Source organism: Glycomyces paridis (genome assembly GCF_004912155.1).
In the GTDB taxonomy this organism is placed as follows: domain Bacteria; phylum Actinomycetota; class Actinomycetes; order Mycobacteriales; family Micromonosporaceae; genus Glycomyces; species Glycomyces paridis.
The window spans coordinates 360,453-379,105 of the sequence record NZ_STGX01000003.1; the positions used below are offsets into that span (position 1 = coordinate 360,453).

The following is an 18,653-nucleotide window of genomic DNA, read 5'->3' on the forward strand; positions in this document are numbered from 1 at the left end:
GGCTCGCCGCCGCGCCCGCCGCCCTCCTCGCCGCCGTCGCCGACTCGNGCAACCGAATTTCCCGGTCGCACCGGCGCGATAGCATCCGCGCATGGGCACCAGTGACCTCCAGCAGGCCTTGACGACCGACGAGCTCCACGCCGCCAACCGCCTCACCCGCGCCTGGCTGGAGGACCTCCCCGAACTCCCCGCCGCGCTCTCCGGCCTCGGCCTGTGGCCACTCCTGGCCGTCCTCGCCACCGGCGCGAGCGGGCCGACGCGAAGCGAACTCGCCACCGCAGCGGGAATCAGGTCCGACCGGCTCGCCGCCGCGCCCGCCGCCCTCCTCGCCGCCGTCGCCGACTCGCCCGCGCTGCGCCTGGCCGTCGGCGTCTGGGCCGGATCGCGCGTCACCCTCGACCCCGACTGGACCGCAACGCTGCCCGTCGACGCCGTCGGCTCCCTCACCGGCGACCGGGCCGCCGACAAGGCCGCGCTCGACGCCTGGGCCTCCCGCAACACACGCGGCCTCATCCCCGCCATGCCCCTCGACTTCGAACGGCCCGTCGACCTCGTGCTCGCCAGCGCCCTGTCCGTGCGCACCACCTGGACCACCCCGTTCCAGGACGTCACCCGCACCTTCACGACCGGCCCCTGGGCCGCCCTCGGCCGCTGCCGCGGCCTCACCACGACCCTCCCCGGCGCGGTCCTGCGCGTCACCGACCGGGTCTCGGTGCTCACCGTCCCCGGCGACGGCGACATCGACGTCCTCCTGGCGATCGGCCGCGACGGCCTCGCCCCGCACCTCACCATGAGCGCCCTCCTCACCGCCGCCGCCGACCCGTCCTGGGGCCGCCCCGGCGCCGACCTCGCCGCGGGGGAGCGCGCGGCGGGCGTCGAGGTCGCCGAGTACCGCGCCATGCGCCCCCAGACCGACACCGAGACAGGCGTGGAGACCGTCCGCTTCGACCTCGGGTCCGAATTCGACCTCACCGAACACGCCCGGCCGCTCGGCCTCGCACAGGCCTGCGACCCCGACCTCGCCCGCTTCGACCGCCTCGCCGCCGAACCCGTCTACGTCAGTCAGGCCCGCCAGACCTGCAAGGCCGTCTTCAGCGCCACCGGCTTCGAAGCCGCCGCCGTCACCGCGATCGCCATGGCCCGCGCCGCCGGAGCGCCCCGCCTCGACCACCGGCACCTGCGCGCCACGATCCGCTTCGACCGGCCCTTCGCCTACCTCGCCCGCCACCGCCCCACCGGACTCGTCCTCGTCGCCGGATGGGTCGCCGAACCGGAGCGTGCCTAGGGTGAGCGCGCCCGCACTAGCATCCGGCCCATGAGCACCGATGAAGGCACGTTCGAATTGACCTCCGGGGACGTGGCGGCCGCCAACGGCCTCACCCGCCGCTGGTTCGCCTCGCGCGCCGCGATGCCCTCCGCCGCATCGGGTCTGGGCATCTGGCCGCTGCTGGGCGTGCTCGCCTCCGGCGCGGTCGGTCCCACCCTCGACGAGCTGCTGGCCGCCGCGGGCCTCGACGCCGACCGCGCCGCCGCCGCTCCCGAACTCCTCCTGCGCGCCGTCCGCGCCATGCCCGCGGTCCGGATCGCCCTCGGCGTCTGGGCGGGCGCCCGCGTCGCCCTCGACCCCGACTGGGTCGCCGGCCTCCCGGTCGGCGCCGTCGGCTCCCTCACCGGCGACCTCGTCGCCGACCAGGCCGCCCTCGACGCCTGGGCCGACGAGCACACCGACGGGCTCATCGACAGGATGCCGATCACCCTCGACGAGGAGATCCGCCTCGTCCTCGCCAGCGCCCTGCTCGTGCGCACCACCTGGGCCACGCCGTTCGAGGAGACCTACGCGCCCTTCCCGACCGGACCGTGGGCCGAGCAGCGCCACCAGGTCCTCACCGCCTCCTACGACCGGGACGTGCTCCGCGTCGGCGACGACGCCTCGGTGCTCACCGTCATCGGCCGGGACGACGTCGACGTCCTCCTGGCGATCGGCCGCGAGAACCTCGACCCCGGCGAGGTCATGGCCCGGCTCCTCGACGCCGCGGGCGAACCCGCCTGGGGCCGCTCCTCGACCGAACTGGCCGCGGGGGACCGGGCGGTCGGCGTCGAAGCCGCCGAGTACCTCGCACCCCGACCCCAGACCGGCCCCGAGGTCGCCGCCCGCACCGTCGCCTTCACAGTCGCGGACGAGATCGACCTCACCGGCGACGCCGAGGCGCTCGGCCTGGTCCACGCCTGCGACGCCCGCTTCGCGAGCTTCGACCGGCTCGCCGCCGAACCGCTCGTCGTGAGCCAGGCGAAACAGGCCTGCACGGCGACGTTCAGCGCCACCGGCTTCGAGGCCGCCGCGGTCACCGCCATCGGCATGCCCTTCGCCGGTGCCCTCCCGCCGCAGGACCGCCACCGCCATGTCCGCGCCACGGTCACCTTCGACCGGCCCTTCGCCTACCTCGCCCGCCACCGCCCCACCGGACTCGTCCTCGTCGCCGGCTGGGTCGCCGAACCCGCGAGCGCGGCGGCGTTACCCTCCCTCCATGAGTGAGGGAACCCTCGAACACGCCCTGACGCCCGCCGACGTCGCCGCCGCGAACGCACTGACGAAGCGCTGGCTCCTCGCGAACGACGAACTGCCTTCCGCCGCATCGGGACTCGGCGTCTGGGCGCTGCTGGCGATCCTCGCCACCGGCGCGCTCGAGGAGACCGAGGAGGAACTGCTCGCCGCAGTCGGCCTGGACGCCGAGTGCACCGCGGCCCTGCCCGGAGCCCTCGCCGAGGGGGTCGCGTCCGCCCCCGCGATCAGCCTCGCCGTCGCCGCCTGGGCCGGCGCCCGCGTCACCCTCGATCCGGAGTGGACCACCGGGCTACCCGCTGACGCGGTCGGCTCCCTAACCGGCGACACCGCCGCCGACAAGGCCGCGCTCGACGCCTGGGCCTCCCGCAACACCCGGGGGCTCATCGAGACCATGCCGGTCGACCTGGACGAGGCCACCGCGCTCGTGCTCGCCAGCGCCCTGTCCGTGCGCACCAGATGGCGCACCCCGTTCGAGAACGACGGGTCGCTCCGCGAAGGCCCCTGGGCCCGGGACCCGCGCGTCAAGACCCTCACCGCCGAATACCACGAGGACGTCCTGCGCGTGGGTGCCAACGCCTCGGTGCTCACCGTCCGCGGCGAGGACGACGTGGACGTGCTCCTCGCCGTCGGCTACGACGACGTGACCCCCGGCCAGGTCATGGCCCGCCTCCTCGCCGCCGCGAACAACCCCGACTGGGGCCGCTCGGCCATCGCACTCGACGCCGGGAAGTCCGGACCTGGCGTCCGCATCGCCGAGTCCTACGAGGAGCACCCGCAGGTCGCGCCCGAGATCGAGGTCCACACGGTCGGCTTCGACGTCACCGCCGACCTCGACCTCCTCGCCGACGCCGAAGCGCTCGGCCTCGAACTCGCCTCGGACTCCGACCTCGCCCAGTTCGCCCGGCTCGCCACCCAGCCGCTGCACGTGGCCCAGGCCAAGCAGACCTGCACCGCGACCTTCGACGCCACCGGCTTCGAAGCCGCCGCCGTCACCGCCTTCGGCATGTCCTACATGGGCGGCCTCCCGACCGAACCCGACCGGCCCCACCGGCACGTGCGCGCCCGCGTCACCTTCGACCGGCCCTTCGCCTACCTCGCCCGCCACCGCCCCACCGGACTCGTCCTCGTCGCCGGATGGGTCGCCGAGCCCGCCCTACACTGACAGCGGCGCCGCGTGCCAGGTCCAGTCGGGACCGCGCCGCGCCCGACCGTCCAAGGCGCCCCTGCCCGTGGCCCACAACAATGTCGGCCACGGATCGGTGTCGCCCGGCGCCTCGGGGAACAGCCGCGCCAGCGCCGGCGCCACCAGCTCCGGCGGTGGCTCGAAGGGAACACCGAGACCCTCCGCGAGGTCGAAGCCGTGCGCGAGCGTCTCCACCACGCCCATCGCCGCGAACCCCTCAGGATCGCCCGTCCCCCAGACATGCCAGGCCCGCGCCGACGCAGGACGCGCGTCCGCCACCGCCGCGACCAGCCCGCCCACGGTCAACAGGACCTCCAGCGCCGCATCCGGGCCCAGCGCCCGGTCCGTGAGCAGCGGCAGCGGACGCTCCCCGCCGCGGTCCCACAGCAGCGTCGGACGCCCCTGCACGTACGGCACCGGCGGCGCCAGCCGCGTCGCATACGAGAACACGCCGTTGTTCAAGTGCTCCAACGCATCCCAGCAGTCGCAGTCCATCGGCCCGGCCCGGTTCCCCCAGACCGCCGCGTCGGCGCCGCGCAGCTCCTCCACTGTGAAGCCCACGGCCCGCTCGACATCGGCACCGGTCACCGGAATCCTCATGCACGGACCCTATGCGCGACAGGCCGCACGGGCAACCCCCTCACTCCCCGCGCCACGCGTGCCACAGCCCCGCGTACACCCCTCCGGCCGCCAGCAGCTCCGCGTGCGAGCCCTCCTCGGCGATCCGCCCCGCCTCCACCACCGCGATCCGGTCCGCCGACGCCGCCGCCTGCAACTGGTGCGCGATCGCGATCACCGTGCGCCCCGCCAGCGCCGCCGCCAACGCCGTCTCCACCCTGCCCGCGCTCGCCGGATCGATCCCGGCCGTCGCCTCGTCCAGGATCACCACGTCCGGATCGGCCACCACGACCCGCGCCAACGCGATCTGCTGCGCCTCGGCCGTACTGAGCCGCCGGTGCTCGTCGCCGAGCATCACGTCCAGCCCCGCCTCCAGCGCCCAACCCGCGTCCACGCGCCGCAGCGCCTCCAGCAGCGTCGCGTCCCCGGCCTCCGGCGCCGCCAGGACCAGGTTGTCCCGCAGCGTCGCAGTGAACACGTAATGCTCCTGCGTCACCAGTACCACGCGCCGCCGCAGCTCCTCCACACCGATGTCGCCCACCGCGACCCCGCCGAGCGTCGCCGCCCCCGACCGCGGCCGGTCGATCCCCGCCAGCAGCCGAGCGATCGTCGACTTCCCCGCCCCCGACGGCCCCACCACCACCAACCGCTCCCCGGGCCGCGGATGCAGGCTCAACCCGTGCAGCACGTCCGGCCCGTCCCCGTACCCGAACGTCACCGCGTCCAACCGCAGGTCGGAACCGGAGGGCACCGCCTCGCGCGGCGCCGACTCGACCAGCCCCACGCCTTCGATCCGCGCCAACGCGGCCGCGCCCTGCTGGAACTCGCCCAGGTGCGTCATCACCGCGTTGGTGGGGTTGCTGATGCGCACGGCGATCGTCGCCGCCGCAGCCGCCGCGCCAACCGTAAGGCCCCCCTCGAAGTACCACAGGCCGCTCACCAGCAGCACCAGCGCCACCTGAATCCGGTTGAGCCACAACAACACCATGAAGAACTCCGACTGGAGCACCACGACCCGCGCGAACGTTCCGAAGACCTGCTCGCCCCGCCGGTAGCCCAGATCCCGACGCCGCCGCTGGAGGGCCAGCGCCGCCACCGTCTGCGACCCGGCCCCCGAGGCGCTCAGCGTCTCGGCCGCCTCGCTCAGCGCCGCCCGCTGCTCCACGAACGCCCCCGACGCCCGCCGCAGATACCGGCGCGCCGCCAGCATCAGCGGCACCAGGGTCACCAGGGCCGCCAAACCGAGCAGCGGATCGATCACGAACATCGCCGCATACAGCACCACCACCTCGATGAGCGAGGTCGCCACGATCGGCCCGTGGTCGCGCAGCAGGTCCGCGACCGTGTTCACGTCGGCCGCCGTGCGCGTGCCGAGGTCTCCGCGCCCGGCCCGCTCCACCCGGTCCAGCGGCAGTCGCAGCACCCGCACGACCACGCGCTCCCGCAACTGCGCCGCCGCCCGCTCCCCGAACCGGTACCCCGCCCGCCTGCCCAAGCGGCTGAGCACGAACTGCACCGCCACGCACCCGACCAGCACCGAACACACCGCGTTGATCCGCGCGACGCTCCAACCCGCCCCGATCCCGTCCACCACCTGCCCCAGCAGGACCGGCAGCGCGGTGCTGAACACCGCCGCGAGCAGGTACAGGACCAGCACCTGGACGGCGCGGCCGCGGTCGTCGGCGAGAATCCGCACGAACGCGCGGCGGACCTCCGCGGGGCCCGCGATCGGGAGGCGCTCCTGCGCCTCGTCAGCGGGCCCGTCCTCGAACGCCTTGCGGGGCTTCGGAACCACGGTGCTCATGCGGTCTCCAAGTGGGAGGCGAGGCGGCGGTAGTCGGGGTCGGCGAGCAGGTCCGAGTGCGCGCCCTCGGCGTGCACCTTCCCGTCCACCATCCACACCACCCGGTCGGCGTGCGCGAGCCACAGCGGCGACGCGGTCACGACCACGGTCGTCGCCTCGGCGCGGGTCGCCGCGACCCGTTCGGCGATGAGCGACTCGGTGTGCGAGTCGACCGCCGAGGTCGGCTCGACCGCCAGCAGCGTTTCGGGCTCGGCCGCGAGCGCGCGGGCGAGCCGCAGGCGCTGGCGCTGCCCGCCCGAGAGGTTCCTGCCCCCTTCTGCCACTTGGGCGTCGAGGTCGGAACCGAGCCCGGTGTAGACGTCGGCGGCGCAGGCGGCCTCGACGGCGGCCAGCGCCGCGTCCGGATCGACCCGCAGCGTCGAGCGGAGCGATTCGGCGAAGAGGTAGTCCTCGTCGGTGAGCAGCATGATCCGCTCGCGGACCTCGGCGAGCGCGAAATCGGCGAGTGGCAGGTCCCCCCAGCGCGCGTCGGACTCGCGGTAGCGGGCGAGCCGCTCGCACGCCTCCTGGGCCGGGGCGGTCTCGGCGGTCACCACGACGGTGAGCGCGCCGACTTGGACGGTCAGTCCCGAGACGCCGTCGCGCAGCGTCCCGGTCGCGCCGGTAGCGGCGCCCTCGTCGGCGATGTCGGACTCGACGCTGAGGACCCGCGCGATCCGCTTGGCGCCCACCCAGGCCGCGACGAAGAAGTTCGCGGAGCTGAGGAAGTTCCCCGAGACGGCGATGAAGATCGTGGCGAAACTGGAGGCCGAGGCTAGGCCGCCGATGGTGATGTCGCCGCGCACGGCGAGGATCGCGCCCGTCCAGGTGATGGCCGCGACGAACAGGATCGGCATCGAGTGGCGCAGGGCGTGGATCCACGAACTCGGGTTCGCCACCTGGTAGCCCATGTCGCGCAAGGCGTCCGAGCGGGCCCTGTAGCGCTCGGCGAACAGGACGTCCCCGCCGATCCCGCGCAGGACCCGCAGGCCGCCCACGATGTCGGCGGCGTCGGCGGTGAGGTGCCCGATGTGCGCTCGGTAGTCGCTCTGGCGCTGCTGGAGCCGCCCGAGGAGCGGACCGGCGAGGAGCGCGGTGAGGAGGCTCCCGGCGACGATGACCACGCCGAGCAGCGGGTGGATCGTCCACACGAGCACGACGCCGGTGGTGAACATGGCGGTGTTGTTGAGCAGGAACCCCGTCTCGGCGATGGCCCTGGTGGCCCGGCGTGAGTCCTCGCTGGGCAGGTTCACCAGCTCCCCGGCCGAGACCCGGCCCCGGATGCCGGTCCCGGCGAGGTTGAGCCGGTCGGTGAGCCGACGCACGATGCTCCGCTGGGCGCGCGCGTCGGCGGTGCCGAACAGCCGGAACCCCCTCGACCACAGGAAACCCTGCACGATCGCGGTGCAAGCGATGATCCCGATCCACCGTGCGAACGCCTCGCCGTCGCGGGCGATGAGCCCGTCGTCGATGACCTTCCCGATCATCCACAGCTGCGACATCGCGGTGGCGCCGGCGCACGCGAAGCAGATCGAGCCGAGGAGGACGCGCCTCCAATGGCGTCCCGCCAGGCCGGTCAGGAGGCGCAGCGGGGTGGTGGCGCGAGGCGGGGAGGGCATGGCCCGCAGCTTACCTGCCGACCGGTATTGACCGCATCCTCCATTTCCGCGGCGCCGCCCCACCGCGCCTGTTCGCCCGAGTTCCGTTTACCAGCCCCGATACAGGGAACCCCCGCTGTCCAACATCGACGGCAACGATGTTGCGAAAGGAGTGGTCATGCCTTACGTCGCCTCACGGCACAACCCGCTGATCGTGCACATCGTCACGATCGTCTTCGGGCTCATCGCCCTCGTCATCCTCCTGCACCTCGCGTTCGTCCTGCTGGAGGCCAACCCCGGCAACCCGCTGGTGGACTTCATCGCCGACCTCGCGAACTGGTTCTCCTGGCTCTTCCGCGACATGTTCACGATCGACGACCCCAAGGCGCGGGCCGTCGTCAACTACGGCCTCGCCGCCCTGGTCTTCCTCGCCGTGGGCGGGGCCATCGCCGGCGCCGGCCGCCGCTGGCACCACTGAGCGCGAGATGCGAAGGGCCCGAACGCGATGCGTTCGGGCCCTCAATCCCGCCGGTGCGCGGCGACGACGAGCACCGCCAGCGCCGCGGTCGTCCCGGCGAGGGCCATGACGGTCGAGGGCGAGCCGCGGTCGACGGCCGCGCCGCCCAGGAGCGCGCCGAGCGAGATGGTGGCCTGGAACGAGGCGGTGAACAGCACCCCGGCCGCTTCGGGAGAGTCCGGTGCGGCCCTGGCGAACCAGGTCTGGGAGCAGACCGGCACGCCGCCGTAGGACGCGCCCCAGAGGACGAGGAGCGCGATGGCCCCGGCTAGGTCGCGTCCGGCGACCGGCAGCAGCAGCGTCCCGGCGGCGATGCCCGCGGCGACGCCGGCGAAGGCCGCGCGCGGCCACCGCGACACCAGGGCGCCGAACACGAGGTTCCCCGCGATCCCGGCCGACCCGTAGACGAGCAGCGCCACGGTGATCGCGGTCGGCCCGGCCCCGGTGACCTGTTCGAGGAACGGCGTCACATACGTGTAGGCGCCGAAGTGGGCGAGCACCACGAGCACCGTTGCGGCCAGCGCGAACCGCGTGCCCGCGCGTCGCAGCACTCGCGCCAGCAGCGCCGCACGTGTCGGCCGCTCGGCGGGCAGCGGCGGCAGCGTCAGCAGCAGCGCGGTGAGGACGGCGACGCTGAGGAAGCCGAGGACCGCGAACGCCGTGCGCCATCCGGCGAGCTGCCCGATGAAGGTGCCGGCCGGGACGCCGAGTACGGACCCGAGCGGCACGGCCGAGAAGACCACGGCGGTCGCGCGGCCCGCGGCGGCGGGCACGAGCCGGCCCGCCAGTCCCGCCCCGATCGACCAGAAGCCGCCGATGGCGACGCCGACGAGCACCCGCGAGGCGAGGAGGACCCCGAAGTCCGTCGCCGCCGCCGCGAGGACGTTCGCTGCCGCGAGCAGCGACACGAAGGCGCACAGCATGGTCCGGCGGTCGAAGCGCGCGGTCGCGGTGGTCACCACCGGCGCCGCGACCGCCGCGAGGACGCCCGGCACGGTCATCATGAGCCCGGCCGTGCCGTCGGAGACCGAGAACTCGGCGCCGATCGAGGTGAGCAGTCCGATGGGGAGTATCTCGGTGGTGACGAGCGCGAAGATCCCCGCCGTCACCGCGAGCACCGCGGGCCATCGTGCGGTCGTCTCGGCGGTCTCCGTCGGCGCGGTGTCGGTCTGCAAGTGTCGGCGTCCTGTCCTGTCTCGCGGTGCTGCGGGCAGGCACAACCTCACCAGGCGGGGCCGCCGGATGCTGGCCGGAGAACGACGTCAACGGGGGAACCGGCGCACCCGCCGCTACGGCGCCCGCCAGTCCAGACCGACCGAGGCGACCACCTCGCCGAACCGCGGCAGGTTCAAGCCCACCGCCGCCTCATGTTCGGCCCTGCTCAAGGCGCTCATGGCGTCCTCGGCGAACACCAGGTCGTAGCCGTGGTCGGAGGCCGCCCGCGCGGTCGACTCCACGCCGAGGTTCGTCATGATCCCTGCCATGACGAGCCGGTCCGCGCCGAATCCGCGCAGCGTCGCTTCGAGGTCGGTGCCGTAGAAGCCGCCGATGGACCGCTTCACGACCACGGCGTCGGCGACCGCGGACGCCTCCGGCGCCAGTTCGCTGCCGAGCGGCTGCTCGGCGACGTTCGGGCGCTCGACGCGGATCGCCACCACCCGGGCACCCGCCGTCCGGGCGTTCCCGGCCAGCGCGAGCGCCGATTCGAGCACCGCGGCACCGGAGCGGGGATGCAGGTCGAGGGCGAGCAGTCGGGGCATGAGGTCGACGAGTACGACCGCGGTCGTTCGGGGGTCGAGAATGGTCATCGGCACACAGTAGGGCGTGCCGTCCCCCCTTTCGCAACCGATCGGTTGACAACGGTCGGTTCTCGGGCTAGCGTGGTATTCAACCGATCAGTTGAGGACGATCAGTGGACGACAGCAGCAACCGCCTGGACCGCGCCTTCGCCGCGCTGGCCGATCCGACCCGGCGCGACCTCGTCGCCCGCCTGGCCGGCTCGGACGCGACCGTGGGCGAGCTCGCCGAGCCGTACGACGTGAGCCTCCAGGCGATCTCCAAGCACGTGAAGGTGCTCGAAGAGGCCGGCCTGGTGACCCGCAGCAGGGACGCCCAGCGTCGGCCGGTCCACCTGCACGCCGAGACGTTCGACCTCATGACCACGTGGATCGAGCGCTACCGCCGCGAGGCCGAGGAGCGCTACTCCCGCCTCGACGCCCTCCTGGCCCGCGGGGCCGAGGACCGAACCGACTTGAAGGAAGCATCATGACCAGCAACAGGACCGAGATCTCGGCCGACCCGAAGGCGCCGACGATCGAAATAACGCGGGCGTTCGACGCGCCGCCCGAAGCGGTGTTCCGCGCGCACGTCGACCCCGAGCTCTACGCCCAGTGGGTCGGGCCGCGCTCGGTCACCACCAGGATCATCCGCTGGGAGGCCCGCACCGGCGGCGCATGGGCCTTCGCCAACGACCGCGGCGGCGAGGAGATCGCCGCGTTCTTCGGCAGCTTCCACGAAGTGCGCGAGAACGAACGGATCGTCTGGACCTTCACCTACGAGGGCGAGCCCGACGGCGTCGCCCTGGAGACGGTGACCTTCGAGCCGCTCGAAGGCGGGCGCACGCAGCTCCGAGTGCTCAGCGTCGTCGGGGACTTCGCGTCCCGGGACGCCATCCTCGCCAGCGGCATGGACACCGGCGTCAACGAAGGCTACGAGAAGCTCGACCGCCTGCTCCGGCCGCAGACCCCCGACACCCCGGCCGGGCGCCACGCCCGCGACGCCGCCGCCTTCACCGCCCTGGTCGAGTCCGCCGGCCCCGCCGACTGGGCGCGCCCCAGCCCGGTCCCCGAATGGACCGCCCTCGACGTCGTCAAGCACCTGGTCGAATGGCCCCGCGACTTCCTCAAGGGCGCCGGGATCGAACTGGAGCCCTTGGACGTCGACGTCGACGCCGACCCGGCCGCCGCCTGGGCCCGCCACGTCGCCGACATCCAAGCGATCCTCGACGACCCCGCCGGCCGCGTCCTCTCCAACCCGAACACTGGCGACAACCCCGTCGACCAGGCGATCGACCAGTTCTACACCGTCGACGTCTGGGCCCACTCCTGGGACCTCGCCAAAGCCCTCGGCCGCGAACCGGCCCTGGACGAGGAACGCTGCACGGCCGCCCTCGAAGGCATGCGACCGATCGAGCAGATCCTCCGCGACTCCGGCCAGTTCGGCCCCGCCGTCCCCGTTCCCGACGACGCCTCCCCCCAAGACAGGTTCGCCGCCTTCATCGGCCGCGACCCCGCCTGGCGCCCATGACCACCAAGGCGCCGTGCCGAACCCCGGCACGGCGCCTCACCCCCAGTGCACCGCCGACGACGGCGCCACCTCCCCGAACCGAGGCAGGTTGTACCGCACCGACGCCTCGTGATGCTCCGCGAACCGAGCGCTCATCGCATCCTCCACGAACACGAGCCGATGCCCCTGGTCGTACGCCGCCCTCGCGGTCGACTCGACCCCGATGTTCGTTCGAATCCCCGCCATCACCAGCGTCTCGATGCCACGCTCCCGCAGCAACGCGTCCAGCCCGGTCCCGTGATACCCGCCGACCGTCCGCTTCACGACCACCGCATCCGCAAGCGCGGCAACCGCAGGCGCCAATTCACTCCCGGGCGGCTGCACTGCTGCCCCCGTACGTTCCAACCGGATCGCGACCACGAAAGCGCCCGCACTCCGAGCACGCTCGGCCAGAGCCACCGCGGCTTCGAGCACCACCGCACCCGGGCGCGGCCCCAGCTCCAACTCCAGCAACCGCGGCATGAGGTCGACGAGGACGAGGGCACTGCGTTGGGGGTCAAGGGTTGTCATGCGGTCCACCGTAATCGGGGGCGGTGCACCGGCCGGTCAGTGGTCACTCGCACCCGATCACGGCGTTTCATGTCAGGCGATGGTGCCACCACCCGCTGAGCTCGTGTTCTCTTAGGGGCGCTCGGAAATCGGGAAGGGTGCGATCGCGGTAGCGTCGATCGAGCGCGGCGACTTCGCGGCGGAGCTCGGATCGCGGGCGGCCGCGCAGTTCCTCGAGGACCGTTTCGAGTACATCGCGGGCGTGGCGCACATCGTCGATGGAGCATCCGGGGCAAGAGCAATCGGCCGACTTCGGATAGAGCAGGCCGCGACCTGTGGCGAGGAACGCCCGATAGCGGCGCAATGCCGATGCCGTCACGCCCGGGAAGAGATGGTAGTGGCGGGAGTGGTACTCCACGCGGTGGATCGCCGCGACAGTGCGCGCCGAGAGACGCGCGATGTCTTGGGACGGTGGATCATCGGGGTAGGGGAGGGTTCGCAGTTCGGCGCGAATCGCGCCGGGACTCTTACGCGCCATGCGCCTTTCGTGAGTTCGTCATGCCCACATCCTAGTCGCGCCGGGCGGCTGCCCGCCCGGCGCGATGGGATTCAGTCGGCGTCTCGCATTCGTAGCAGCTTTCTTGCCTCGACGGTGGTGATGGCGGGGCGTTGGGCGAGCGCGGCGGCTTCGGCGGCGCGGGTGACGAGTTGGTCGTTGCCGGTGACGGGTTGTCGGCGGGCGAAGGTGACGGTGTCCTCCATGCCGACGCGGAGGTGGCCGCCGTGGGCGATGGCGGCGAACATGACCGGGAGGGTCGTGCGGCCGATGCCGGTGGCGGAGAAGGTGGTGCCTTCCGGCAGGTAGCGGGCGGTGGCCTCCGCGAAGGTCGTGACCGTAGAAGCGTCGCCGGGTGCGCCGCCGGGGACGCCGAGGACGAAGTCGACGTGGACGTGGTCGCCGAAGGGGAGGCCGCGCTGGTCGAGGAGGCGCGCCAGGGAGGTGACGTGGCCGAGGTCGAAGAGTTCGTACTCGGGCACGACGGCCTTGTCCCGCATCCGCTCGTGGAGGTCGACGATGAAGTCCCAGCGGTTGGTGAAGACGTCGGGGCCGAAGTTGACGGTGCCCATCGTGCAGGAGGCCATGTCGGGTTCGGCGTCGAGCACCGCCAGACGCGCCGCCTCGCCGTCGCGGACCGAACCGCCGGTGGAGAGCTGCACGATGAGGTCGGTCGACTCGCGCAGGGCCGCGACGGCGTCGCGGAGGCGCACCGGGTCGAGGGTCGGCTTGGCCGCGTCGTCGCGGAGGTGGACGTGGATGATCGAGGCGCCGGCCCGCTCGCAGGCCACGGCCGCCGCGACCAGCTCATCCAGTGTCACCGGCAGGGCCGGGACCTCGCCCTTGTCGACCTCGGCCCCGGTGGGGGCCACCGTGATGAGGGTCCCGGTCATCCGACCTCCGCCGTCTCGTCCTGCCGCGCCGAGGCCAGCCGCGAGCGGGCCGCGGCCTCGTTGCCGGCCTCGCGGGCGGCGACCGGCGGGTGCATGTTCGCCCACCACTGCTGACCGGCCTTGGGCAGCGTGTCGATCGGGTCGTAGAACGGGTAGCGGCGGGTGAGGGCGTCGGGGTCGTCGGCCTCGATGGAGGTCCGGTAGTTCTTGGTCCAGTAGGAGATCCCCAGCTCCCGGTCGTACTCGGAGAGCTGGTGGACCCAGCGCTTGCCGACCATCGGCACGTCGCAGATGATCCGCGGGGTCGCGTACCCCGGCAGGTACCCCATGATCGCCGTCTGGAGCTCCTGGGCCTGCGCCACGGAGGTCCGCCAGTGCTCGGCGTTGGGGATCATGTCGCACATGTAGAAGTAGTACGGCAGGATGTTCGCCTCGCCCTGCATGGCGAAGCACAGGTCGAGCAGGTCGGCCTGGGTGTCGTTGATGCCGCGCATGAGCACGCCCTGGTTGCGCACGTCGCGCACGCCCGCGTCGAGCATCGCCGCCGCGGCCCTCGCCACCGTCGGGGTCACCGAGTTGACGTGGTTGATGTGCGTGTGGATCGCGAGGTTGACGCCACGGTCGGCGGCGGTCTTGGCGATGCGGCCCATGCCGTCCACGACCTCGTCCTGGAGCCAGTGCTGCGGCAGGCCCATGAGCGCCTTGGTCGCCAGGCGGATGTCGCGGATCGTCTCGACGTCGAGCAGCCGTGTCAGGAACGCCTCGAGCTGGCGCCACGGCAGGTTCGCCACGTCGCCGCCGGAGACCACCACGTCGCGCACGCCCGGGTGCGCCTCCAGGTACTCCAGGATCGCGCTCTGGCGGTCGACGGGCTTGAGCGCCAGCCGCCGCTTGTCCACTGTGGGCGTGGAGTTGCCGACGAGGTCCATGCGGGTGCAGTGCCCGCAGTACTGCGGGCAGGTCGACAGGAGCTCGGCGAGGACCTTCGTCGGATACCGGTGGGTCAGCCCCTCGACGGCCCACATGTCGTGCTCGTGCAGCGAGTCGCGGCCCGAGAACGGGTGCGAGGGCCAGTCGGTGCGCCGGTCGGAGGCGACCGGGAGCATGTAGCGGCGCACCGGGTCGGCCAGGAACGCCTCGGTCCACGAGCCCGGCGCGGTCTCCTCGACCGCCGGCACCATCGTGTTGAGCATCTGCGGCGGCAGGAGCATCGACATCGTCGCCGAGTGCGCCATGTCCGCGGCCAGGTCCTCGTAGAACGACTCGTCGAGCCGGTCGCCGACCACCTCCCGCAGTTGCTTGACGTTCTTGACGCAGTGCGACCGCTGCCACTGGGCCGAGGCCCAGTCCTCCGCGGTGGCCTCCCGCCAGCCGGGGAACCGCGTCCAGTCCGGCTCGACGAGCGTGCGGCGCCGGTACTGGTAGGGCTGCTCGATCACCACGGGCGCCTTCGCACCGAACGGTCGATCCGACACCTTCTCACCTCCATGACCGGGATGTTGGCCCGGTGAAACCTCGCAGACGGAGGATAACCGTCTTGTGACGAGGATAACCTTCCGTTACAGTTGTGCGCTAGGTCCCGCATATTGAGACTCCATAACATCCCCGTTATCAGGAAGGGCGGCAACGATGTCGAAAGGCTCACCGGTCGGATCGCAGCGCGTCGTCAGTCCCGCCGGGACGCTGCCACAAGCAGCCGACCGACTGGACCCGAACCCCGAGATCGCCGACGACGAAGTGCGCGTCGGCGTCGAGCGACTCAACCTCGACGCCGCCTCCTTCAGGCAGCTGAGCACCGCCCACGGCGGCGACGGCGCCGCCGTCCGCGCCGCCGTCCTCGACATCGTCGAGCGCCGCGGCAAGATGCACAACCCCGTCACCGGCTCCGGCGGGATGCTCATCGGCACCGTCGAGGCCGTCGGCCCCGACTCCCCGCTCGGCCTCGCCGTCGGCGACAAGATCGCCACCCTCGTCTCGCTCACCCTCACCCCCTTGACGATCACCGACGGCCTCGCCCGCTGGGACGGGCGCAGCGAACAGGTCCCCGCCGCCGGGCACGCCATCCTCTTCGGACGGTCCATCGCCGCGGTCCTCCCCTCAGACCTCCCCGAGCACCTCGCGCTCGCCGTCCTCGACGTGTGCGGCGCGCCCGCCCTCGTCCGCCGCGTCCTCCACCGCCGCGGCCCCGGCGCCACCGTCGCCGTCATCGGCGCCGCCGGCAAGTCCGGCTCCCTCTCCCTCGCCGCCGCCCGCGACACCGGCGCGAAGGCCACCCTCGGCCTCGTCCGCGACGAGATCGAGGCCGCCCAGCTGCGCCGCCTCGGCCACGCCGACCACATCGTCGTCGCCGACGCCACCGACCCGCTCGCCGTCGCCCGCAAGGTCGACGCCGCCCTCGACGGCCGCGGCGCCGACGTCACCGTCGTCTGCGTCGACGCCCCCGGCTGCGAGCACGGCGCCATCCTCGCCACCGCCGACGGCGGCACCATCGTCTTCTTCTCCATGGCGACCTCCTTCCCGGCCGCCGCCCTCGGCGCCGAAGGCCTCGCCGCCGACGTCGAGATGCTCATCGGCAACGGCTACGTCCCCGGCCACGCCGCCTACGCGCTCGCCCTCGTCCAAGGCGACCCGCGCCTCAAAGAGCTCTTCATCGGCCGCGTCGGCGCGCACGAACAGCCCGCCGAGACCGAGGAGCACTGACATGAGCGCACCGCACCTCGCCCTCGACCCCGCACTGGTCTCCCGCGCCCGCGCCCTCGCCGCCCGCGCCGCACAACCCGTGGTCGACCTCGCCCGCAGCCACACCACGGTCTCCGTCGAACGCGCCACCCTGCGCCTCGCCGGACTCACCGGCGCCGACCCCGAAGGCATCCCCTGGGTCAACCGGCTCGCCGACGCCGTCGCCGAACAGGTCGGCATCGAGCACGGCATCGCCCTCCCCGTCTTCCACGCCCTCGCCGACCACCCCGACCTCACCCGCCTCGCCCACGCCGCCGCGGCGGGCGGCGCGAGCTTCACCCTCCCGACCGGCCCCGCCGCCGACGCCGCGCGCGCGCGGGCGAGCGCCGCCGTCGCCACCGGCTTCGACCGCATCGACGCCTCCCGCGCCCGCCGCGACCAGCTCGTCGCCGAGATCGGCGACCCGCCCCAGCGCCCCTGGATCTACCTCATCGTCGCCACCGGCGACATCTACGAGGACATCCCGCAGGCCCAGGCCGCCGCCAAGGCCGGCGCCGACGTCATCGCCGTCATCCGCTCCACCGGCCAGTCCCTCCTCGACTACGTCCCCGAAGGCGCCACCCGCGAAGGCTTCGCCGGGACGTACGCCACCGGCGAGAACTTCCGCCTCATGCGCGCCGCCCTGGACGAGACCTCCCGCGAGGTCGGCCGCTACATCCGCCTCACCAATTACGCCTCCGGGCTCTGCATGCCCGAGATCGCCGCGCTCGCCGGGATGCACCGGCTCGACATGATGCTCAACGACTCCATGTACGGCATCCTCTTCCGCGACATCAACCCGATCCGCACCTTCGTGGACCAGCGCTTCAGCCGCCAGGTCCACGCCCGCGCCGGGATCATCATCAACACCGGCGAGGACAACTACCTCACCACCGCCGACGCCGTCGAGGCCGCGCACACCGTCACCGTCTCCCAGCTCCTCAACGAGCGCTTCGCCCACGAGGCCGGACTCCCCGACGCCCTCCTGGGCCTCGGCCACGCCTTCGAGATCAACCCCGAAGTGCCCGAGTCGTTCCGGCTCGAACTCGCCCACGCACTCCTCGCCCGCACCCTCTTCCCCGACGCGCCGCTCAAATGGATGCCGCCGACCAAGCACATGACCGGCGACGTCTTCCGCGGCAACCTCCTCGACGGGTTCTTCAACCTCGCCGGACTCATGACCGGGCAGTCGATCCTCCTGGTGGGCATGATGACCGAAGCGGTCGTCACCCCCTGGCTCTCCGACCGCGACATCGCCCTCCAGAACGTCAGGTACGTCCTGAGCGCCTGCGCCGGGCTCGCCGAGGACTTCCACCCGCCCACCGGCGGGTTCATCGCCAACCGCGCCAACCACGTCCTCGGCGAGGCCGTCGACCTCCTCGGCAGGATCGTGGACGACGGCCTGCTCAACGCCATCGCCGACGGCACCTTCGGCATCATGAAACGCCCCGCCGACGGGGGCCGCGGCCTCGACGGCGTCGCGAGACGCGCCGACGACTACTGGAACCCCGCCACCGAGATCCTCGACCTCGACACCCCGCGCATCGACGAGGAGGCCGCCCGATGAGCCGCATCGTCCGCCCCTACGGCGACACCACCGGCGACGGCATGGTGCAGATGTCCTTCACCCTGCCCGTCCCGCACGACAAGCGCGCCGAAGGCGCCGCCCTCCAGCTCGCCGCCAAGATGGGCCTCGACGGCGCCATGCTCGTGCACGCCAAGCCCATCGGCGAGGACTACACGTTCTTCGTCGTCTACGGCGCCACCACGCACCTCGTCAACCTCGACGAGGTCAAGGTGGTCGAGCGCGACTACCCGCACTTCAGCCCCAAGGAAGTCAACGACGCCGTCCGAGAGAAGCTCGGCCGCAAGCTCACCGTCGTCGGCGCCTGCATCGGCACCGACGCGCACACCGTGGGCATCGACGCCATCCTCAACATCAAGGGCGTCGCGGGGGAGAAGGGACTGGAGTACTACCGCGAACTGCGCGTGGTCAACCTCGGCGCCCAGGTCTCCGTCCCCGACCTGGTGAACCGCGCCGTGGACGAGGGCGCCGACGCGGTCCTGGTCAGCCAGGTCGTCACCCAGAAGGACGCCCACCTGCACAACACCCGCGAGATGTCGGCCGCCTTCCGCGAGGCCCTGCCGCCGGGCAGGCGCCCGCTCCTGGTCGTCGGCGGCCCCCGCTTCGACGAGGGCGCCGCCGCCGAACTCGGCGTCGACCGGATCTTCACCCGGGGCACCATGCCCTCCGACGTCGCCTCCTACCTCGTCCACCGACTCGTCTTCAGCCGTGCAGATTCATGACCCGCAAGCTTCGCCAAGAGGGG

Annotated in this window: 18 protein-coding genes and 1 pseudogene; 10 read left to right on the forward strand and 9 right to left on the reverse strand. The window is 72.7% G+C overall.

Going from position 1 to position 18,653, the window contains the following annotated elements:
- The first annotated feature begins 91 nt into the window (after positions 1 to 91).
- From E9998_RS05860 to E9998_RS05870, 3 genes are read left to right on the forward strand one after another with little or no spacing between them, the layout of a single operon-like run.
- Positions 92 to 1,285, forward strand: coding sequence for a serpin family protein (locus E9998_RS05860; protein ID WP_136528761.1), 1,194 nt, complete (start codon positions 92 to 94; stop codon positions 1,283 to 1,285).
- 30 nt (positions 1,286 to 1,315) lie between these two features.
- The gene (locus E9998_RS05865) at positions 1,316 to 2,533 is read left to right on the forward strand and encodes a serpin family protein (RefSeq protein ID WP_136528762.1); all 1,218 of its coding nucleotides are present in this window, start codon (positions 1,316 to 1,318) and stop codon (positions 2,531 to 2,533) included.
- Positions 2,526 to 3,725, forward strand: coding sequence for a serpin family protein (locus E9998_RS05870; RefSeq protein ID WP_158299703.1), 1,200 nt, complete (start codon positions 2,526 to 2,528; stop codon positions 3,723 to 3,725). The genes E9998_RS05865 and E9998_RS05870 overlap by 8 nt, the downstream gene beginning before the upstream one ends.
- On the opposite strand, the gene E9998_RS05875 is transcribed toward E9998_RS05870, so the two are convergent.
- From E9998_RS05875 to E9998_RS05885, 3 genes are read right to left on the reverse strand one after another with little or no spacing between them, the layout of a single operon-like run.
- The gene (locus tag E9998_RS05875) at positions 3,717 to 4,346 is read right to left on the reverse strand and encodes a hypothetical protein (RefSeq protein WP_204745267.1); all 630 of its coding nucleotides are present in this window, start codon (positions 4,344 to 4,346) and stop codon (positions 3,717 to 3,719) included. The two genes, E9998_RS05870 and E9998_RS05875, sit on opposite strands and share 9 nt — an antisense overlap.
- Before the next feature lie 40 nt (positions 4,347 to 4,386).
- Positions 4,387 to 6,168, reverse strand: a complete 1,782-nt coding sequence (locus E9998_RS05880; RefSeq protein ID WP_136528764.1) for an ABC transporter ATP-binding protein — start codon at positions 6,166 to 6,168, stop codon at positions 4,387 to 4,389.
- On the reverse strand, positions 6,165 to 7,826 hold the full coding sequence (locus E9998_RS05885) for an ABC transporter transmembrane domain-containing protein (protein WP_136528765.1): 1,662 nt from the start codon (positions 7,824 to 7,826) through the stop codon (positions 6,165 to 6,167). Before E9998_RS05885 ends, E9998_RS05880 begins: the two co-directional genes overlap by 4 nt.
- A gap of 157 nt (positions 7,827 to 7,983) precedes the next feature.
- Here E9998_RS05885 and E9998_RS05890 point away from each other — a divergent pair, with 157 nt between their 5' ends.
- Positions 7,984 to 8,283, forward strand: coding sequence for a hypothetical protein (locus E9998_RS05890; protein ID WP_204745268.1), 300 nt, complete (start codon positions 7,984 to 7,986; stop codon positions 8,281 to 8,283).
- Between the two features lie 41 nt (positions 8,284 to 8,324).
- On the opposite strand, the gene E9998_RS05895 is transcribed toward E9998_RS05890, so the two are convergent.
- Both E9998_RS05895 and E9998_RS05900 read right to left on the reverse strand, forming a co-directional pair.
- Positions 8,325 to 9,497 carry an MFS transporter gene (locus E9998_RS05895; RefSeq protein WP_204745269.1) on the reverse strand — a complete coding sequence of 391 codons (1,173 nt, stop codon included), beginning with the start codon at positions 9,495 to 9,497 and terminating at the stop codon, positions 8,325 to 8,327.
- A 114-nt stretch (positions 9,498 to 9,611) separates the two neighbouring features.
- Positions 9,612 to 10,130 (reverse strand): isochorismatase family protein, encoded by a 519-nt coding sequence (locus E9998_RS05900; RefSeq protein WP_136528766.1) that lies wholly within the window; start codon positions 10,128 to 10,130, stop codon positions 9,612 to 9,614.
- A 104-nt stretch (positions 10,131 to 10,234) separates the two neighbouring features.
- Between E9998_RS05900 and E9998_RS05905 the strand changes: the two genes are divergently transcribed.
- The 3 genes and pseudogenes from E9998_RS05905 (at position 10,235) to E9998_RS27010 (ending at position 11,628) form a co-directional block, all read left to right on the forward strand.
- On the forward strand, positions 10,235 to 10,591 hold the full coding sequence (locus tag E9998_RS05905; protein ID WP_136528767.1) for an ArsR/SmtB family transcription factor: 357 nt from the start codon (positions 10,235 to 10,237) through the stop codon (positions 10,589 to 10,591).
- Positions 10,588 to 11,055 (forward strand): annotated as a pseudogene (locus E9998_RS27005) (SRPBCC family protein); the annotation flags it as partial. The gene E9998_RS05905 and the pseudogene E9998_RS27005, both read left to right, overlap by 4 nt.
- Complete coding sequence (locus E9998_RS27010) at positions 11,050 to 11,628, forward strand: TIGR03086 family metal-binding protein (protein ID WP_420842414.1); 579 nt, start codon at positions 11,050 to 11,052, stop codon at positions 11,626 to 11,628. The pseudogene E9998_RS27005 and the gene E9998_RS27010, both read left to right, overlap by 6 nt.
- Before the next feature lie 36 nt (positions 11,629 to 11,664).
- On the opposite strand, the gene E9998_RS05915 is transcribed toward E9998_RS27010, so the two are convergent.
- The 4 genes from E9998_RS05915 to E9998_RS05930 all read right to left on the reverse strand — a co-directional run bounded on the left by E9998_RS05915 (position 11,665) and on the right by E9998_RS05930 (position 15,080).
- Complete coding sequence (locus E9998_RS05915; protein ID WP_136528769.1) at positions 11,665 to 12,177, reverse strand: isochorismatase family protein; 513 nt, start codon at positions 12,175 to 12,177, stop codon at positions 11,665 to 11,667.
- Positions 12,178 to 12,244: 67 nt separating this feature from the next.
- Positions 12,245 to 12,694 (reverse strand): hypothetical protein, encoded by a 450-nt coding sequence (locus tag E9998_RS05920; RefSeq protein ID WP_136528770.1) that lies wholly within the window; start codon positions 12,692 to 12,694, stop codon positions 12,245 to 12,247.
- Positions 12,695 to 12,765: 71 nt separating this feature from the next.
- Positions 12,766 to 13,605, reverse strand: a complete 840-nt coding sequence (locus E9998_RS05925) for a beta-keto acid cleavage family enzyme (protein ID WP_136528771.1) — start codon at positions 13,603 to 13,605, stop codon at positions 12,766 to 12,768.
- Positions 13,602 to 15,080, reverse strand: coding sequence for a KamA family radical SAM protein (locus E9998_RS05930; RefSeq protein ID WP_136528772.1), 1,479 nt, complete (start codon positions 15,078 to 15,080; stop codon positions 13,602 to 13,604). The genes E9998_RS05925 and E9998_RS05930 overlap by 4 nt, the downstream gene beginning before the upstream one ends.
- A 154-nt stretch (positions 15,081 to 15,234) precedes the next feature.
- Between E9998_RS05930 and kdd the strand changes: the two genes are divergently transcribed.
- Genes kdd through kamE form a run of 3 tightly spaced genes read left to right on the forward strand, consistent with a single transcriptional unit; the run spans position 15,235 to position 18,630 of the window.
- Positions 15,235 to 16,305 (forward strand): L-erythro-3,5-diaminohexanoate dehydrogenase, encoded by a 1,071-nt coding sequence (gene kdd, locus E9998_RS05935; protein ID WP_136528773.1) that lies wholly within the window; start codon positions 15,235 to 15,237, stop codon positions 16,303 to 16,305.
- Between the two features lies 1 nt (position 16,306).
- Positions 16,307 to 17,890: a lysine 5,6-aminomutase subunit alpha gene (kamD, locus tag E9998_RS05940; RefSeq protein WP_136528774.1), complete on the forward strand. Its 1,584-nt coding sequence runs from the start codon at positions 16,307 to 16,309 to the stop codon at positions 17,888 to 17,890.
- Positions 17,887 to 18,630 (forward strand): lysine 5,6-aminomutase subunit beta, encoded by a 744-nt coding sequence (gene kamE / locus E9998_RS05945; RefSeq protein WP_136528775.1) that lies wholly within the window; start codon positions 17,887 to 17,889, stop codon positions 18,628 to 18,630. Before kamD ends, kamE begins: the two co-directional genes overlap by 4 nt.
- Positions 18,631 to 18,653 lie beyond the last annotated feature (23 nt).

Excerpts from the sequence above, each read along its gene's own strand:
- E9998_RS05860 (WP_136528761.1), top strand. The coding sequence starts at position 92 with ATGGGCACCAGTGACCTCCAGCAGGCCTTGACGACCGACGAGCTCCAC.
- E9998_RS05865 (WP_136528762.1), top strand. The coding sequence starts at position 1,316 with ATGAGCACCGATGAAGGCACGTTCGAATTGACCTCCGGGGACGTGGCG.
- E9998_RS05870 (WP_158299703.1), top strand. The coding sequence starts at position 2,526 with ATGAGTGAGGGAACCCTCGAACACGCCCTGACGCCCGCCGACGTCGCC.
- E9998_RS05875 (WP_204745267.1), bottom strand. The coding sequence starts at position 4,346 with ATGAGGATTCCGGTGACCGGTGCCGATGTCGAGCGGGCCGTGGGCTTC.
- E9998_RS05880 (WP_136528764.1), bottom strand. The coding sequence starts at position 6,168 with ATGAGCACCGTGGTTCCGAAGCCCCGCAAGGCGTTCGAGGACGGGCCC.
- E9998_RS05885 (WP_136528765.1), bottom strand. The coding sequence starts at position 7,826 with ATGCCCTCCCCGCCTCGCGCCACCACCCCGCTGCGCCTCCTGACCGGC.
- E9998_RS05890 (WP_204745268.1), top strand. The coding sequence starts at position 7,984 with ATGCCTTACGTCGCCTCACGGCACAACCCGCTGATCGTGCACATCGTC.
- E9998_RS05900 (WP_136528766.1), bottom strand. The coding sequence starts at position 10,130 with ATGACCATTCTCGACCCCCGAACGACCGCGGTCGTACTCGTCGACCTC.
- E9998_RS05915 (WP_136528769.1), bottom strand. The coding sequence starts at position 12,177 with ATGACAACCCTTGACCCCCAACGCAGTGCCCTCGTCCTCGTCGACCTC.
- E9998_RS05920 (WP_136528770.1), bottom strand. The coding sequence starts at position 12,694 with ATGGCGCGTAAGAGTCCCGGCGCGATTCGCGCCGAACTGCGAACCCTC.
- E9998_RS05925 (WP_136528771.1), bottom strand. The coding sequence starts at position 13,605 with ATGACCGGGACCCTCATCACGGTGGCCCCCACCGGGGCCGAGGTCGAC.
- kdd (WP_136528773.1), top strand. The coding sequence starts at position 15,235 with ATGTCGAAAGGCTCACCGGTCGGATCGCAGCGCGTCGTCAGTCCCGCC.
- kamD (WP_136528774.1), top strand. The coding sequence starts at position 16,307 with ATGAGCGCACCGCACCTCGCCCTCGACCCCGCACTGGTCTCCCGCGCC.
- kamE (WP_136528775.1), top strand. The coding sequence starts at position 17,887 with ATGAGCCGCATCGTCCGCCCCTACGGCGACACCACCGGCGACGGCATG.